23 protein-coding genes and 1 tRNA gene are annotated in these 16,504 nt (G+C 33.8%); 13 read left to right on the top strand and 11 right to left on the bottom strand.

All coding sequences use genetic code 11. The features are described 5' to 3' along the window. The first annotated feature begins 41 nt into the window (after positions 1 to 41). A complete protein-coding gene (locus ACW9W3_RS10970; protein ID WP_457766166.1) occupies positions 42 to 611 on the top strand; it encodes a hypothetical protein in 570 nt (189 codons plus the stop codon). 118 nt (positions 612 to 729) lie between these two features. Here the strand turns inward: ACW9W3_RS10970 and ACW9W3_RS10975 are convergent, their stop codons facing one another. Continuing rightward, positions 730 to 2,502 (bottom strand): M3 family oligoendopeptidase, encoded by a 1,773-nt coding sequence (locus ACW9W3_RS10975; protein WP_457766167.1) that lies wholly within the window; start codon positions 2,500 to 2,502, stop codon positions 730 to 732. 77 nt (positions 2,503 to 2,579) lie between these two features. Here ACW9W3_RS10975 and ACW9W3_RS10980 point away from each other — a divergent pair, with 77 nt between their 5' ends. Beyond that, a complete protein-coding gene (locus ACW9W3_RS10980; protein ID WP_457766168.1) occupies positions 2,580 to 2,777 on the top strand; it encodes a hypothetical protein in 198 nt (65 codons plus the stop codon). 15 nt (positions 2,778 to 2,792) lie between these two features. Here ACW9W3_RS10980 and ACW9W3_RS10985 read toward each other — a convergent pair whose 3' ends face one another. Continuing rightward, positions 2,793 to 3,047 (bottom strand): UBP-type zinc finger domain-containing protein, encoded by a 255-nt coding sequence (locus ACW9W3_RS10985; protein WP_457766169.1) that lies wholly within the window; start codon positions 3,045 to 3,047, stop codon positions 2,793 to 2,795. Position 3,048: 1 nt separating this feature from the next. Continuing rightward, the gene (locus tag ACW9W3_RS10990) at positions 3,049 to 3,588 is read right to left on the bottom strand and encodes an inorganic diphosphatase (protein WP_457766170.1); all 540 of its coding nucleotides are present in this window, start codon (positions 3,586 to 3,588) and stop codon (positions 3,049 to 3,051) included. Between the two features lie 102 nt (positions 3,589 to 3,690). Between ACW9W3_RS10990 and ACW9W3_RS10995 the strand changes: the two genes are divergently transcribed. Continuing rightward, positions 3,691 to 4,260: an NADPH-dependent FMN reductase gene (locus tag ACW9W3_RS10995; protein WP_457766171.1), complete on the top strand. Its 570-nt coding sequence runs from the start codon at positions 3,691 to 3,693 to the stop codon at positions 4,258 to 4,260. A gap of 2 nt (positions 4,261 to 4,262) precedes the next feature. Here the strand turns inward: ACW9W3_RS10995 and ACW9W3_RS11000 are convergent, their stop codons facing one another. Together ACW9W3_RS11000 and ACW9W3_RS11005 are read right to left on the bottom strand one after the other, a co-directional pair. Beyond that, positions 4,263 to 4,703: a hypothetical protein gene (locus tag ACW9W3_RS11000; RefSeq protein ID WP_457766172.1), complete on the bottom strand. Its 441-nt coding sequence runs from the start codon at positions 4,701 to 4,703 to the stop codon at positions 4,263 to 4,265. A 39-nt stretch (positions 4,704 to 4,742) separates the two neighbouring features. After that, entirely contained in the window at positions 4,743 to 4,874 is a 132-nt protein-coding gene (locus ACW9W3_RS11005; RefSeq protein ID WP_255465256.1) for a hypothetical protein, read from the bottom strand. Positions 4,875 to 5,123: 249 nt separating this feature from the next. On the opposite strand from ACW9W3_RS11005, the gene ACW9W3_RS11010 reads away from it, so the two are divergent. Beyond that, the gene (locus ACW9W3_RS11010) at positions 5,124 to 5,429 is read left to right on the top strand and encodes a hypothetical protein (protein ID WP_457766173.1); all 306 of its coding nucleotides are present in this window, start codon (positions 5,124 to 5,126) and stop codon (positions 5,427 to 5,429) included. Positions 5,430 to 5,463: 34 nt separating this feature from the next. Here ACW9W3_RS11010 and ACW9W3_RS11015 read toward each other — a convergent pair whose 3' ends face one another. Next, positions 5,464 to 5,850 carry a response regulator gene (locus ACW9W3_RS11015; protein ID WP_457766174.1) on the bottom strand — a complete coding sequence of 129 codons (387 nt, stop codon included), beginning with the start codon at positions 5,848 to 5,850 and terminating at the stop codon, positions 5,464 to 5,466. 175 nt (positions 5,851 to 6,025) lie between these two features. Between ACW9W3_RS11015 and ACW9W3_RS11020 the strand changes: the two genes are divergently transcribed. After that, a complete protein-coding gene (locus ACW9W3_RS11020; RefSeq protein WP_457766175.1) occupies positions 6,026 to 6,997 on the top strand; it encodes a hypothetical protein in 972 nt (323 codons plus the stop codon). A 277-nt stretch (positions 6,998 to 7,274) separates the two neighbouring features. Continuing rightward, positions 7,275 to 8,525, top strand: a complete 1,251-nt coding sequence (gene pstS / locus ACW9W3_RS11025) for a phosphate ABC transporter substrate-binding protein PstS (protein ID WP_457766176.1) — start codon at positions 7,275 to 7,277, stop codon at positions 8,523 to 8,525. A 5-nt stretch (positions 8,526 to 8,530) separates the two neighbouring features. Here the strand turns inward: pstS and ACW9W3_RS11030 are convergent, their stop codons facing one another. Next, positions 8,531 to 9,562 (bottom strand): PhoU domain-containing protein, encoded by a 1,032-nt coding sequence (locus ACW9W3_RS11030; protein ID WP_457766177.1) that lies wholly within the window; start codon positions 9,560 to 9,562, stop codon positions 8,531 to 8,533. Positions 9,563 to 9,699: 137 nt separating this feature from the next. Here ACW9W3_RS11030 and pstC point away from each other — a divergent pair, with 137 nt between their 5' ends. From pstC to ACW9W3_RS11060, 6 genes are all read left to right on the top strand, one after another. Next, on the top strand, positions 9,700 to 10,671 hold the full coding sequence (gene pstC, locus ACW9W3_RS11035) for a phosphate ABC transporter permease subunit PstC (protein ID WP_457766178.1): 972 nt from the start codon (positions 9,700 to 9,702) through the stop codon (positions 10,669 to 10,671). After that, positions 10,668 to 11,591, top strand: coding sequence for a phosphate ABC transporter permease PstA (gene pstA, locus ACW9W3_RS11040; RefSeq protein WP_457766179.1), 924 nt, complete (start codon positions 10,668 to 10,670; stop codon positions 11,589 to 11,591). Before pstC ends, pstA begins: the two co-directional genes overlap by 4 nt. Next, the gene (pstB, locus tag ACW9W3_RS11045; protein ID WP_457766180.1) at positions 11,588 to 12,427 is read left to right on the top strand and encodes a phosphate ABC transporter ATP-binding protein PstB; all 840 of its coding nucleotides are present in this window, start codon (positions 11,588 to 11,590) and stop codon (positions 12,425 to 12,427) included. Before pstA ends, pstB begins: the two co-directional genes overlap by 4 nt. Beyond that, entirely contained in the window at positions 12,427 to 13,086 is a 660-nt protein-coding gene (locus ACW9W3_RS11050; RefSeq protein WP_457766181.1) for a phosphate signaling complex PhoU family protein, read from the top strand. Before pstB ends, ACW9W3_RS11050 begins: the two co-directional genes overlap by 1 nt. 168 nt (positions 13,087 to 13,254) lie before the next feature. Next, complete coding sequence (locus ACW9W3_RS11055) at positions 13,255 to 13,446, top strand: YlcI/YnfO family protein (protein WP_457766182.1); 192 nt, start codon at positions 13,255 to 13,257, stop codon at positions 13,444 to 13,446. A 133-nt stretch (positions 13,447 to 13,579) separates the two neighbouring features. Then, positions 13,580 to 13,726, top strand: coding sequence for a hypothetical protein (locus tag ACW9W3_RS11060; protein ID WP_457766183.1), 147 nt, complete (start codon positions 13,580 to 13,582; stop codon positions 13,724 to 13,726). 156 nt (positions 13,727 to 13,882) lie between these two features. On the opposite strand, the gene ACW9W3_RS11065 is transcribed toward ACW9W3_RS11060, so the two are convergent. Together ACW9W3_RS11065 and ACW9W3_RS11070 are read right to left on the bottom strand one after the other, a co-directional pair. Beyond that, positions 13,883 to 15,298, bottom strand: coding sequence for an integrase (locus tag ACW9W3_RS11065; protein WP_457766184.1), 1,416 nt, complete (start codon positions 15,296 to 15,298; stop codon positions 13,883 to 13,885). A gap of 48 nt (positions 15,299 to 15,346) precedes the next feature. Then, positions 15,347 to 15,443, bottom strand: a tRNA-Val gene (locus ACW9W3_RS11070). Between the two features lie 94 nt (positions 15,444 to 15,537). Here ACW9W3_RS11070 and ACW9W3_RS11075 point away from each other — a divergent pair. Then, the gene (locus ACW9W3_RS11075; RefSeq protein WP_457766185.1) at positions 15,538 to 15,786 is read left to right on the top strand and encodes a hypothetical protein; all 249 of its coding nucleotides are present in this window, start codon (positions 15,538 to 15,540) and stop codon (positions 15,784 to 15,786) included. A gap of 2 nt (positions 15,787 to 15,788) precedes the next feature. On the opposite strand, the gene ACW9W3_RS11080 is transcribed toward ACW9W3_RS11075, so the two are convergent. Together ACW9W3_RS11080 and ACW9W3_RS11085 are read right to left on the bottom strand one after the other, a co-directional pair. Beyond that, positions 15,789 to 15,956, bottom strand: coding sequence for a 50S ribosomal protein L40e (locus ACW9W3_RS11080; protein WP_008299211.1), 168 nt, complete (start codon positions 15,954 to 15,956; stop codon positions 15,789 to 15,791). 31 nt (positions 15,957 to 15,987) lie between these two features. Next, positions 15,988 to 16,504: succinate--CoA ligase subunit alpha (locus ACW9W3_RS11085; protein ID WP_457766186.1), on the bottom strand; the 517-nt coding region annotated here is incomplete at its 5' end.

Below are 16,504 nucleotides of genomic sequence, written 5' to 3' on the forward strand. Positions count from 1 at the left end.
CAATTAGATAATATTCCCTTCGTTTGAATAATTTACTGGTAATGGCCTTAATTCCGTTTCTTGTTGAAACTTTCAATGAACCTATAATACAACTAATAGCCGTTTTGGTAGTTTTTGGAATTGGTCTTATTCAAGGAATAATTTTGGGACGTTCTATTCTTGTAAGATTCACACGTCTTCAAAATCATATAAAGACGGTTTCTGTAACTTTGTTTTTTTTATTTTTAGCAAATGCTATTTTGAGTGTTCCTAGATTTGCATCTCCTGAAAAAATAGATCTCTTTAATTTACCTGCAGGAAATACTGGGGAGATTGCTTCCTCGTTATTTTTGATTTTTGGAATGAATACTGGCTTTCTAACTATTTTGGCAATTTCTGTTACTGTGATGACATTTGTTCTTTTAAAATTTACAAATCTTGGTGGGGCTGCAAAAATATTTGTTTTATTTTCTAGTGTGCTTTTACTTTTACTTACTGGTTTGAGTAGATTAACAGATCTCACTCCAAGTACGTTTGAAGTTCTTTTGTATTTTCTATATCAATTAGGATTTACTATTGGAATTCTTGCTGGTACGATTAGGAAAATTAAACCAAAAAAATTGGGCCTATAGTAACTTCAAACGTTTAAATCAGATTGCCTTTTTTTGTAGGTTGACATCGAATTCAAACCGTTCGGGGAACAAGCTGACAGTCCATGCGTTGGACTGTCAGCCCCATTAATCTAACAATCTAATTCAATGATGATAATACTCTAACTTGGTTACTGACATAATCAAATCCTTCTTGCCAAAATTTTGGAGATCTTATATCAAAACCATGTTCTAATAGGAGTTTTTCTGGTTTCTTTGAACCGCCTGCACTAAGAATTTCAATATATGATGGAACAAAGTCTTTCCCTTCCTTTTTGTATCTTTGAAATAGTGATAATGCAAGTAAATTTCCAAAAGAATATGCATAGCAGTAAAATGGTGTATGGTAAAAATGTGGAATACAACTCCACTCTATTGCAAAGTCTTCTGAAAGATTTACTGAATTTCCAAACTGCTCTTTGAGATTTTTGAGATATGTTTTTGAAATCTCATCAACTGTAGTGCCCTTTCCAATTTGCTCATGAGCATCAACTTCAAAAATGGTAAAAAATGATTGTCTGAGAATTGTTGCATATAGATCATCTATTTTTTCAGATAACATGATCTTTTTCTCGTTATCTGAAATTTTGTCTGATAAATTATCATATAGTAATAATTCTGAAAATGTGGATGCAGTTTCTGCTAATGGTAATGGGGCATCTTGAACAAGAATTGATCTGTTTTGTGCAGCCTGACTGTGGACTGCATGGCCTAACTCATGTGCTAAAGTAAACACGTCTCTTGACTTTCCTGTAAAATTCACTAGAACATAGGGTGTAATTTTTGGAGTTAATGTGCTACAAAATGCTCCGTCTCTCTTTCCTGGTCTTACTGATGAATCAATATGCTTTTCATTGAATACTTTTCTTGCAAATTCTTCTAATGTCTCACTAAATTTTCCTAGAGATTCAAAAACTAATTTAACTGAATTGTTGTAAGAATAGTTCTTTTCTTTAATGTTAGCTGCTGCTGGTGCATACAAATCATATCTTCTTAATTTTTTCATTTTCAACATCTTTGCTTTTTGAGCAAAAAACTTCTGAAATACTGGGGAATTTTTTCTACATACTAAAAGAAGTGATTTTATAGTTTTGTCATCGACATCGTTTCCAATGTTTCTCATTGATATTGGGGATTTGTAACCTCTAATTTCGATCCCTTCGTCTCTCCAATTAAGAACAATGTTTTGATATATTTCGCCAATTACACCCTTGTTTTCCGAATATTTTGTCAAAATTGTTTTGTAGGCAGTTTCGCGAATTTTGGGATTTGTACTTCGAACATAATTTGTAAGTTCTTCTCTTGTCATTTTTTTTGTTTTACTTCCTATTTTCATTTTGTACTCGTAAGCATTTGTTATTTTGTCATAGAGTTTTACAAGTGCAGAGATCCCAGTAACATCTAGGGTGTTGATTATTCTCTCTTCAGGTTCACTAAGTGCATATTTTGCAAATAATCTTTTGTGTGATAAATACTCTTTAATTTCTCCAGTATTTTCCATCAGTCTCTTTGCATTTTTGTCATCAACTTGAGTTTTCCACCATAAATCAAAAAATAATATTTTGTTTGAAATCTCAGACCCTAATTTTGACATTTTGGTCATAAGTGATGTTGCCTCATCAGATTGTGTGTCTGATGAATATGACAAAGATGCATATCCGCCAATCTTACTCATTTTTTCTGAGATTTCTTCCACCTGATGTAAAATACTCATAAATTTTTCTGATGACATTTTGGGATCTAATTTAGATTTTATTTTTTCAAATTTTTTAGACTGTATTTCCAATTCTCGAATTTGTTTTTGAAATGCTCTGCTTTTTGGATCATTTGCTAATTCTGATAGATCCCATTTCCCAAGTTGATACACTGTCATTAAAAATACCAATTTGTAACTATTAAAAAATCAATATGTGTTGAAATTCTTAAATCTCAAATTCACGTATACTGTACGTGGCAACAAGAGATGACCTTAGAAATGATATTCTCAAAGCAACTGAAGAACAACAGAGACTAATGGCACTCAGAAAGCCTCTCTTAGGCTCAAAAGCTAACGAGGATCAAATGAATGCATTTCGAATCACTACGCAGATAATGAAATATGAAGATTTTATTCGAGATACTGAAAAACAACTACGAACAATGAACTAAACATGATTGATAATATCAGTAATATTCTTCATGAATATAACACCACTTCCAAATATCCTTGGGGATTGCTTTCATAACTGGATGTCCTGTTTCCTCAAAGTGTTTAGTTGCATGTTTTCCAATTGATGAATCACAACATCCAACATGACCACATGTTAAACACATTCTAATTGCAACAACTGGCAAGTGCTCTTTTTCACATTCCTCACAACTTTTTGTATTTGGAGAGATTTCTCTTTCTTCAGAGAAATGTTCGCATTTATTTGACATACTAATATTTTTTCAAAGTGTCTTTGTATCTTTTTATCGATTCCACAATCACAATTTTTGCCTCTTTTGCAGACTTCCAACCTAAAATCTCCACTTTTTTTCCTTCCAGGTCTTTATACACTTGAAAAAAGTGGGCAATTTCTGAACGATAATGATCTTCAATATCTGAAATATCTGTAGTGTGTAGATATCTAGGATCATTTGTTGCAACACAAATTATTTTATCATCTAGTTTTCCATCGTCTTTCATTTGTAGTAATCCAATTGGTCTTGCTTCAATTAGAATTCCTGGATATGTTGAGTTTGTTACTAGTACCAATGCATCAAGTGGATCTCCGTCATCAGACAATGTTTGGGGAACTAGTCCATAATCACCGGGGTAGTGAAATGGTGAGAAAAGTACTCTGTCTAATTTTATCATATTGTGTTTTTTATCATATTCATATTTGTTCATTGAACCCTTTGGAATCTCAACAATTACATTGATAATTTCGGGAATATCATTTCCTGATTCTATGTCGTGCCAAAAATTCTTACTCATTTTCTAGCTCTTCCACTATTCACTCAATATATGAATTCTGTGAATTAATTCTGGACCAAATTTAGAAAAAGTCTTTTATCATATTTTTTTATTTGGTGCCTATTGGCAAAAATTGTAGTCATTATTGGTTCTGTAAGATCTGAAAGACAAGGAATTAAAGTTGCAAAATGGATAGTTGAACAATTGAAAAGCCGAGACCATCAGGTTTCTATGGTGGATCCTTTGGAATTGGAACTTCCAATGCTTGATAAAATGTACAAAGAAATGAAATTTCCTTCTACAAAATTGCAGGAACTCCAAAAAATTATTCAAGATGCAGATGGCTATGTTCCGATAACTCCGGAATACAATCACAGCGTTTCATCTGCGTTAAAAAATACATTAGATTATTTTCTAGAAGAATATTTCTTCAAACCTTCAGCTATCGTTTCATATTCTGTAGGTTCATTTGGAGGGATTCTTGCTGGAAACCATTTGCGGCAAATATTGGCAGAAATGGGAATGCCTGCAATCCCATCACAATTACCGATTTCTAAAGTACAAGATGTACTTGATAATGATGGAAAATTATTGGATAAAAATTATGAGAGAAGAATTACTAAATTTTTAGATGAATTTGAGTGGTATGTATCAGCTTTTGCTAAACAAAGAGAAATTGGAACACCTTATTGATTTTAAACTAAATCATTGGTGTTTGGAATTACTCTGAAAATCTTTACGGTATAATCTCCTTCAAAAATATTTACGAATTCGCCTGTGGTTGAATCAAGATTTCTAACTCTGAATTTGTATTCATAAGATCCATCTCCCTTTACATCCACTTGAGCAAAATGAACAGGATCTTCCCCACTGTAAAACTGAATAATTACCGGAAATCTTTCAACATATTCTGATGGTGCTCCTTTAACAAAACCCCATGGGAGTGTGTTGTCTTTAGGCACATTCATTGTGGCTACGGTTTTTTCCAAACTAATCTCTTCATTAATTGGAGTAATTGTAACTTCGTTAGTTTGTGCAGAAATTTCTACTGGTATTATTCCGATGGACAGTACTACTAGAATTGATACCATCAAAACAATTTTGGATTTTAAATTCATCTGATTGTATTCTTTCAAAGTTACTTAAAAAATTTTTTACTATTTTATTCTAGTAAATCATGGTAATTCTTCTTCTAAATCTGAACATGCCTTGTGAACCCATTTATCATCTGAATTTTTCAATATTTCCTTGCCTACCTTAATTGATTCTCCACATTCTACACATTTACCATTAAACTTAGCTTTCATAGAATTGATTTAGTTTTGTTCCATTTTAACTAGTCTCTTTGAATTACTTGATTTCTGTTAATTTTTGATAAATTGAATAATTATTATTTATACTATATGTGCTTAAAATGAACAACATTTCTATTAAAACCAGAAAATATGTTAATCATGATATCATAATGTCTGATTTTATTATTTTTCATAGTTATCTGATAAAAAATAAAAGCCTCTTTTTCTTTAATTCCGCATTTTATTTTGGAAATGATTTCTATGGATGAATATAAAATCAAAAATCTAAATGCTGATGAAACCTACAGAGAGTTAGTGGCAACAGTAATTGAACATGTATTACTTGGAATTGGTGTTAACTCCCTTGAAATTGTAAATAGAAAATTAAAAGAAGATCATAGCATTACTACTAGTGAAATATTTGATCATCCTGAAAGTCTAAAATCTGTCTTGATTAGTCTTTATGGGAATTCATATGATTCAATTCTCAATAAAATAAAAAATATTTTTGATACATCAATTAGTCAAAACAGTATATCTAATTTTGTTTCTACACTGGAAAGATGATCTAATCAAATTTTCGATTTTATTATGTTATTTCTTAATTACTTAGTGGTATTGAATTATTAATTGAAACTTTTTTTATTGTTTCCATAATTATATTCATACTAGATGGTTTGGGTAATATTGCAGAAGCTCCGGTTTCTATTAATTTACCGTGTAACACATCATCTACACTTCCTGTTAGCATGATTACTTTGGCATTGGGATTTATCTTGCGAATGTTTTCTAGTCCGTACAGCCCATTAAATTGAGGCATTAGATAATCCATTACAACAACATCTGGCAGATGCTTTTCGTATAGTTCCACTGCATCTTTTCCGTTTTTCCCAATAGCAATCACGTCAATTGAATTAAATCCCAGAAATTCTGAAATTACTCCGGTCACATCATTGTAATCATCAATTAGTATTACACGAATATTCATTACATTATGATTGATTTGTAGAATAAGTGGTGGCGTTTGAATTTAGTGAACAAATCACACATGAATTCAATTTTTGGTAACCAAATCCCTCTTCTTTAATCCTGTTCAAATCTCTAGTAATTCATCTTTTACAATTCTTTAATTATTGAAAGATATTTCTTTAGGATATATGATATTGAACTCTGGCATAATTTTTACATCAATCCTTGTAATGATAATTGCCAGTTCAAATTTTGTATCTGTTTCTGCCATTTCTGGTAGCTCCACTGAACATGGTTCGCTAAATATTAACCAAGATTCCGTCTCTATTTCTGAAACTGCTCCTACAATTCTTAATATCTCTGGAACTGTAGTTGATTATAATTCAGGACAGATGATACTAATTGAAATCATAAAGCCTGATAATACTTCCATAATTCTTAAAACTCAAGCAGATAAGGAAGGCATTTTTTCTACTCCAGTTCTACTTGATTCTAATTGGAATGTGGGATCTTATCATCTATTAGCAACTTATCTTAATAATGAAATTGGCTCTGCATCATTTTCTATCACTTCTGTTTCTGTACAAAATATTCCAGTAATATCCAACATTGGAAGTTTAGAGATTGATGAAAAGGATATTACCGTTACAGATAATGAGAAATCCACAGTTGAAGTAAATGGTAATATTAAAAATTATCAAAGAGGGGAACCAATTACATTAAAGATTATTCATCCTAGTGGATTAACATCTAATGTGATAATCACTGGCAAATCTAATGGTGATTTTACTGCACACATCAGTATTGCAGATAATTGGGAATCTGGGAGTTTTAGCATAATTGCATCTTATGACGAAGAAAATTTTGGCAAAGTGGATTTTCAATTAAATAAAATCCAAATTCCATCATACTTCAAAAATGTTACATCCTGGTGGTCTGATGGATTGATTGAAGATTTTGAATTTGTTGATGGAATTGAATATTTGATTACTGAGGAAATAATTGAGATTCCAAATTTGTCTGGTAACACTGGTAGCTCTGATAATACAGTTCCAGATTGGGTTCGTCAAAATATTGGATGGTGGTCTAATGGTCTTACATCTGACGCTGAATTAGTTAACTCCATTCAATATCTGGTGGAAAAAGGAATTATTCAAGTCAATTAAATTCCAAATCTTCACAGAGTTGGCATTTTGATGGTTCTTTTTTGCGTTCCGTTGTGACTGAGAATTGTTAAACTATAAACTTTTTTTACCTAATGAAAGTGCGGAACTCTGCAGATTCAAACTTTTACGATATGAACTATCTAAATCTGTTTTACTCTACAAGAAAGGTTCAAGCCTTTTTGGGTCCATAATATCCATTCATTTTCTATATAGTATATGGAACTAACATAATCTATGCCTAGTATTTGTAAATAGAATTTTCAATTCATTCTCATTAATGAAGACAAAAACATCGTTACTGATTTTATTGACTGCACTTGGAGCAATTATTACTCCATTATACGCAGACGCGACAACAACTCCTGATGTACCTGATCCAAATCAAGAATTCACTTTGACAGGAGCAGGAGCAACATTTCCATTCCCCCTAATTGATTTGTGGAGAGTTGAATACAATAATGTACACAACAACGTAAACCTCAATTATCAATCAATTGGCAGTGGTGGTGGAATTAAACAGCACATTGAAAAAACTGTAAATTTTGCAGCATCTGATAAACCTATGAGTGAAGCAGAAAGAGAGTTAGCTCCTGGAACACTACACATACCTGAATCCATAGGTGGTGTAGTTATAGTGTATAATCTTCCTGAAGTTCCAAACAAAGGACTAAAATTAACTTCTAATGCTGTATCTGGAATCTTTTTGGGAGAAATTACAAGATGGAACGATCCTGCAATAACTGCAGAAAATCCAGGATTGAATCTTCCAGACAAAGAAATTGTTACAGCACACAGATCAGATGGTTCTGGAACCACTTTCATATTCACTGATTACCTAACTACAATCAGTCCTACATGGGACGAGCAAATAGGTAAAGGAAAATCTGTTCCATGGCCTTTGGGTCTTGCAGCAGCTGGAAATGAAGGAGTTGCAACAATTGTAAAGTCCACAGAATATTCAATTGGATATGTTGAATTGGCTTATGCGTTTCAAACATCAATGAGTTATGCGTCAATTCAAAATGCTGAAAAATCTGCATTTATTGAACCCTCTTTAGACAGCATATCTGCTGCATCAAGTGGTGTTGCTGATACTTTACCTGCTGCTGAAGACAGTTGGGTTGAAGTATCACTTGTAAATGCACCCGGTTATGACTCATACCCTATTGCAAGTTTTACATACTTGCTAGTATATGATGATCTAAAATCCGTAACTAATAACAAAGAACAAGCAAAAGCCGTCATCCACATTATTCATTGGATGATAACTGATGGTCAAGAATTCTCATCAAGTTTACTATATGTTCCACTTGCTGAACAAGTAACAGAGCTTGGCAAACAAGGATTATCGAAAATAACCTATGATGGAGAAACTCTTTGGAATTATGAAGCCGATGCTGGTACAGCTTTGGGAATTCCACAATGGATTAGAGATAATGCAAAGTGGTGGTCTGAAGGATTGATAACTGATCAAGACTATATCAATGGATTACAATACCTCATTCAACAAGGTATTCTCAAAGTCTAATTTTTTTATTTTTTATAAGATTCTTCAATGACACTTTGTACTGTACCGTCTATTGCAATTTCAGATATGTCGCTTGAATATTCCGCAGTTCTTCTAATGTCTTCTAAAATTAATTTTATTATGGCTGTGTTGACATTTGGTTTGAGTGAATCCATTAGTTTTTTCTCATTTTCTATTACTTTTGTCACATCTGATGCAACTTTTTCTGCCATATCATAATCTCTTTTGGAAAGTGCTGTAATTGAATTTTCAAAAACAGTAAGTGATTCCTTGCTAATTTGTTCTATTCCTTTTAGAATTTTTTTGTCTATTGCAGAATCTAGATATTTTACTTTCTTTGCAATTAATACTGCATGATCTGCAATTCTTTCAACACATTTTACAACAGTTCTATAACCTAGACAATCTGAAGGTTTTTCGAGGCCAGAATCTAGTAAAACCTGTACATTTTCTAATGATAAATTTAGATTTCTCATTAAATAAAGGCTGAATCGGTCTACTTCATCATCCATTTTGAGAACTTCTTCAGCATGTTCTGAATCTAACCCCTTTAATGCTTCCATGGCATCTTGATGCATGTTTGTTGCAGCAATGTACATTCTTTTAAGCGCAACATCAAAAGACAATTGTGCAAGCTGTGTTAAAACTTGCAATGTTATTTTCTCTGAACTTGCCTCTATGATTTCAGTACCCATAAGGGTTGTTCTAACCAAATCTCTTATTGCCCCCCTGTGTGTAGTGGGAATTTCTATTCCCTTTGTTTTAATTTCAATAGTTTTGTAACCTGAAAGATACATTGCAATAATTTTTCTTCGTATGGATTCCTTTGAATCATTCTTACCTATTAGTGCAGTAGCATTAGTCTTTCTATTTTGTTCTTCTTGAAATAATGTAATTGAGCTATTGCGATTCTTTATCAAAGTGACAATGGAATTTTTTTTTAGTTGCAATTCATCAATCCATGTTTTTGGCAATGATACGGTATACGTAGAACCGCCAGTTAATTGTAACCGTCTTATTTGTTTAATTTCTGACATGTTTGCAACTATGATGTCAATTATCTTTTTGTTGTTATACCACTTCTGAACATAATCTATATAGATCTAAATCTGTATCATATTCTACATAATTTATGATCATTTTCTAGATAACTCGTAATTCATGTTGAAACTTTGTGGAGAAGAAACTAGTTACACCACATAAAAAGAAAATTAACTCCGATCAAACATTCAAGTTAGGTGCAACCATTGCTGGAGCATTTGTTTTAGTAATTATAGCTCTGATGGTATTTGAGTTAATTTCTGAATCATACCCAATTTGGGAAGCAGAAGGACTTTCATTTGTGATTGGAACTGATTGGAATGCCGTTGAAGGAAGGGAATCTTTTGGGGCATTACCATACATTGCAGGTACGCTGGCTACTGCTGCTTTGGCAATGGTAATTGGGGTTCCTCTAAGCATTGGCATTGCAATGTTCATTTCAGACGCTCCTGCAAAAATTGGTGGTCCTTTAGGGTTCTTAGTTGAACTTTTAGCAGCAGTTCCAAGCATAATTTATGGTCTCTGGGGTCTTTTAGTTTTTCGACTTTACTTTCAAGATTGGGTGGAGAAACCATTACATGATTTATTTGGAGATTCAATATTTTTATTTTCAGGAACTCCATTTGGTCTTGATCTAATTACAGCAAGTGTAATTTTAGCTATAATGATTATTCCAACTGTTTCATCAGTATCTCGTGAAATAATGAAAGCAGTTCCTCAACAACAAAGAGAAGCTGCATACATGCTAGGTGCAACAAAATGGGAAATGTTTAAGCTAGCTGTATTTCCATATTCTAAAACTGGATTAATTGGAGCTTCCATTCTAGGACTTGGCAGAGCTGTTGGTGAAACAATGGCAGTCACAATGTTAATCGGAAATACAACAGGCATCTCTGCATTCCCCTCATCTTTCTTCAAACCAAGTCAAACAATGTCTAGTATTATTGCAAACGAGTTTGTTGAAGCATCACCGGCATCTTTACACCTTCCTGCTTTAATTGGGGTTGCCTTGATTCTTTTACTCATTGCAATTGTAATTAATGTTGTAGCGCATCTTCTAGTAACTAGAATGATGAAAGTAAAGGAGGGTGCAATCAACAATTGAGTACTGCTAATGAAAAAAGACAAGAGTATAGAGCTTTATTCAAAAACAATGTAAAAAAGAGATTGGTTGTTGATAAAATAGTTCACATTATAATATTGGCATTTGTGATAATTGCAATCGTTCCTCTTGCTAGTATTCTAGTTGAAGTATTCAAAAATGGAATATCTGCAATAAGTTATGAGTTTTTAACTGCAATTCCTGGTTCTATTGGTTCAGGTGAAGGCGGTATTGGTCCTGCAATCCAAGGCACTTTAATTATAATTGGGTTGGCAAGTTTGATTGGTGTTCCGATTGGTGTAATGTCTGGAATATTTCTCGCTGAATTTGGTGATAATAGACTTGCAAGGAATGTTAGATTTTTCAATGATGTGTTTATGGAATTCCCATCTATAGTTTTGGGAATATTTGCATTTTTAGTAATTGTATTAATTCTTGGTCATTTTTCAGTTTGGGCCGGTGCATTTGCATTGGCTTTAATCATGTTTCCAATTGTTGCAAGAACTACTGAAGAATCCCTAAAAATGGTTCCTGTAACTTATCGTGAGGCAGGAACTGCCCTAGGTTTGAAAAAATGGGTTATTACTTTTAGAATCGTAATCTCTGCTGCAAAAAGTGGAATGATTACTGGAATTTTGCTTTCCGTTTCAAGAATAGGCGGCGAAACTGCTCCATTGATAATGACCATTCTTGGAAGTAGTCAGTTCTTCAGCAGTATGGATGTTCCAATGGATGCATTACCTCTAAGAATTTGGAGATTGTCATTACTACCGTATGAGAGTTCACAATTACAGGGTTGGGGTGCTGCATTAGTTTTGATACTGGTTATCATAGGAATCAACATGGCTGTTCGATATCACTTTTCTAATGGAAATGGAATACTGTCTAGATTAATCCGACAAGGAGGGAATACTAAGAGATGACTACATTGAGTGTATCTCCACCAAAAATTACAAATTCTATTGATCCAGAAATTCACTCCTCTGAGTTTAATGAAGAAAAAAAATTCAAAATGATTGCAGAAAATGTTTCTATTTATTATGGTAATACAATGGGCGTGAAAAATATCACAATGAAATTTCCAGAAAAATCTGTCACTGCTTTAATTGGACCTTCTGGATGTGGCAAGACCACTTTCCTTAGGTGTCTCAATAGGATGCATGACATGACAAAAAATGCTAAAGTTGAAGGCAAAGTAATGATTGATGATATTGATCTTTACGATAAATCCATAGACCCAATTTATCATAGAAGAAAAGTAGGAATGGTTTTTCAAAAACCAAACCCATTTCCAACCATGTCTATTTACGATAATGTCACTGCGGGTCTAAAATTAAATGGAGTAAAAGATAAGAGAATACTTGATGAGATTGTAGAGGACACATTAAAGATGGCATATCTTTGGGATGAGGTGAAAAATGATTTGAAAAAGTCTGCAATTGAATTATCAGGGGGTCAACAACAAAGACTATGCATTGCAAGAGCACTTGCTATTCAACCTGAAGTTTTATTGATGGATGAACCTGCATCTGCACTTGATCCAATTGCAACTCAGAAAATTGAAGAAACAATTACAGAACTAAAAAAAGACTACACAATAATAATTGTAACTCATAACATGCAACAGGCAGTTAGAGTTTCAGACTATACTGGATTTATGTATCTTGGAGAATTAATTGAGTTTAGAGAGACAAAGAAACTATTCACTGATCCAAAAAATGAACTGACTGCAAAATATGTTCAGGGGCAATTTGGATAATGACTAGGTTAATTGATCCTTCACTTGAAAAACTGTCTCAAATAATGTCTGAGATGGGAGATATGGCTATAGAATGTGTTTCTTTAGCTGTTGATTCATATCTTGAAGGGAAAAATACTAATGATCAAGTTTACGAATTATCTGATTCAATTCGTAACAAGTATTTCGAAGTTGAAGATTTGATTTTTGATATGTTGTTAAAGTATCAACCAGTTGCAGATGACTTTAGAATGATTCGTTCTTCTACTGAGATTTCATATGCCTTTTCAAGATTTGGAAGATATGCTTATGATATAACTCAAGTGAGAGATTTGTTTGGAGATATTTCTGAATGTACAAATGCATCCCTGATTGAAATTACAAAAAAGGTAAAACACATGATAAAGGAAGCTGTCTTCTCTTTTGCAGAATTAGATGTTAGAAAGGCAGTAAAAATTCAAGAAGATGAAGCATTCATTGATAAAATCTACAAAGAAAGATTACCAAAATTAATTGAATCAAACAATACAAAATGTGCTCTAGCTGAAGCTTTACTCTTACGATACCTTGAAAGAATTGGAGATCATGCAGTTTTCATGAGTGATGCTATCAACTATATCGTTACAGGAAAACACAAACCAAGTGAAAAAAGAATTGCATCTCATACTAAATCTTCTTAACTAAGCCTATCTGCGTCCATTTTAATTCCCAAAACAGTATCTGAATCCCCGTGATGTAGAACCTCTATAGAACCTCACAGACTCGAATCCGGTCGATCCCAAAACCTCTACGTTCCGAACCTCTGATGGTGTTTAAAACCCAAAACAACCGTATACGACTGTAAACAAATGTCTAGAACTGTTTCTGCCCGTATTCCGACAAAACTGCATGATGAACTAAGGGAACGATGCAATCTTGTCGGGGAATCAATCAATGATTTTGTAACTGCATGCATTGAGGTGGGTCTGCATAATTCATGTGAGTTTGATTTTGGTGATGAATTGGTAGATGAAATTGACGAAAAAAAGTCAACTTCTTAAAATCTACCTAAGAATGAACAGTGTCTGATAATTCTTCGTGTTGACGATCGGTTGATAAATTCTAGTGTTGACTTTCAGTTGCTCCCTATATATGGAGTATTGATAATATGTTTTGTATGATGATAATACTTTCATGAAAATTTCCTGTTCTAAATGTCATCAACGTTATGAATTAGCATCGGCATTGGAATATCTATTACAGATGGGATTGATTCCTTTTGACAAGCCACTTTACTGTGGTGTATGCAGACATGAATCCGAACTTCATCAAACCAAGTAATCAACAACAGTCAATATTACTTTGAAGCCTAGCCGAGTGAGTTTCTTTACTTTTTCTTTGCGTTCTAGATTACTGTTATCCATTTATTTTCTCCCTTGATTTCAATCCCACACATATCAGCAGGTGTCTTTCCATCTAATACCATATGTGGTCTAACTAGTCATCAATCACTGTGATTTTGGAACTTTTGGCAAACCTTTCCCTTAATCCGTCAATGTTCCCATCATGCTCTGTGAGAAAATGCTCAACCATGTCATCCAAACTTGAAGATTTTCCAAAATCTGTCTTTGCTATGTTCATTGGCGATAATTGCTCTGGATGATTTTCTGACCATTCCATCAAACCTTGTTTGATCTCTTCTGCAATCTTTGCTCTAAGATCAATTCTTTTAACTTCATTTTTCAAAAAGTCAATTTCCTTTTGCTGTCTTTCAAGTTTTTCAATCTTTTCTGTTTTCTTTTTGTTTTCATGTCTCAGGCGTTTTTCATTTGATATTGTGAGATTTGGAACCGCATTGAGATATTCTTCTGCCAGCTCCAAAGTGTGGGTCTTGAAATAGTTTCTGTCAAGTTTAATCAATCCAGTATGCCCCATCATGAATTCTTTTTTGATCAGTGATCCTAGTGGCGAATCCCTTGAAAGTGATTCTTTGCATGTTTTGTTCCAGAATCTTCTAAACCCGTTCATTATTGGAACTTCGTATCGTTTACCTTTGATTTGCTCTCGCAATCCTGCTCTTTTGATGATTCTCTCCACTCTTTTCTTGACTCCTACTGGAGTGGTTCTTCTAAGTAGTGTTCCCTCTTTTTTGAATATTGGGTCTTCTCCCTTTGGTTCTCTGCCAATTTCTCTAATCCAATCTGATTTGTAATCCATTATGGCATCATATGCCTCAGGAGTGATAAATGCTGGATATCCAAAACTTGTTCCTTGATAAATTCTAATCATTGCACATGCAATAGTTGCATGTTCTTCTTCGGATTCTGTTATGTCGAATTTTAGCTGGTCATTTACCTCATACACAGGAGTCAGGTCTTGCCAGTTCAAATCAAAACCCCCTGCTCTGATTCCTGAACTTGCACTGAGTAGGATTATTGCTCTGTCGATGGAACCGTTGGTAAATTTTAACATCTTTTGAATTTCATCTCTGCTCCATCCTCTGGAATCTGAAACGTTATTTTGTTCTGGAAATGTCGCATAAACTCGATTCCATGAAATCACCACTCCTGACATGTCAAAGAGCTTCTTGATTGGCTTGAAGTAATTGTCAACTGAGCTTGGATTTAGATAGTCTGTATTTTCCTTTGGAAGGTTGGTTCTCTCTTTGAGTTTAATTGAAAGATTAAGCAGTAAGTCTCGAGTCCAATCGGGATCTTCTTTTGCAAGTTTTACAAACTGATTTACCCTTTCTTCAAAATCTCCTTCAAAGAGATCCTCGAAAATCTTACACAATACATGTCGTAATGTCCTTGTGTATTTCTCTCGGGTCTCTTTGGCTTTAATCCCCTGATGGAATAACTCTAGGGGGTTCTCCTCGCCAATCCTTTGAAATTCTTCTTTTGTTATCTTCAATTTCTCACTCTTTAACATCGTGGAACTTAAAAAAGGACACTAGAGGGATGGACCGGATGGGATTTGAACCCACGACCTTTGCGGGGAAATTATTTCCCTTACGCAGTGTGAGTGCGTCATCCAAACCAAACTAGACGACCGGTCCAAAGATTCTACAAAAAGACGATCTTTTCTATCTTTAGATTAGATGATTATGTAATTACCTTGGGCTTTTCTACCAATTCCGGAAAATTATTTACATGTCTCTGCAAGAATTTGATTCATTAATTGATAGGATGAAATTGGCATACGATTATGCTGAAAATTTGGGGCAATATTTGGAGGCAGCTAAAGTTCTATACCAAATGAATGATCAATTACCTGATGATCTTCAATTATTATTAGAAGATTTAGAAGATCCTGAATCTGCAAAATCATTCATCTTAAAATACAATAATGAATTAAAATCTGCAATTGTAAATTATAGGCAAAGATTGATGAATTTTTAGTTCTATTTCTTGACACCGAGATTTCTATTCTTTAATCTCAAGTATGGATTTCTGCATTTTCTGCATCGTGATGCCCCAATATCATTTCTGCATCCACATTTGAAACATATTCTCATTACCAGACGTGCTTGCTGTGCAATTCTTTTTTTTTCTGGGTCTGTAATAGGCATTTAATTGACTCCTGAATCTCTCTCTTTTATTCTAATCGGATTTATCCATCTTTCCTGCTAGTAACACTGGTACTTCTGCAGGTCTTTTTGCTACTGGGATGTTTGCCTTGTTAAACATTGAGATTTTGGATTCAGCAGAACCATAATTCCCCATTACAATTGCCCCTGCGTGTCCCATTCTCTTTTCTTTAGGTGCTGCTCTGCCTGCAATGTATGCAACTGTTGGCTTGTTAAATCCACTATCAATAATTCGTTGAGCAAGCATTTCTTCCGAGTCTCCTCCGATTTCTCCAACAACTACCATTCCTTCTAAATCTGGAATGTCTTTTACCATCTCAAATGCATCAATCAGTCTTGTTCCGTTAATTGGATCTCCTCCAATACCTATTGTAATTGATTGACCAAATCCTGCATTGGTTAGTGCATCAGAAATTTCATAGAGTAATGTTCCACTTTTTGACAAGACTGCAATTTTTCCAGCTTTGAATGGCATTGGTGGCATGATTCCTATTTTAATTAATTCTGGAATCATTATTCCTGGAGTATTG

This window comes from Candidatus Nitrosopumilus sp. bin_68KS (genome assembly GCF_054095825.1).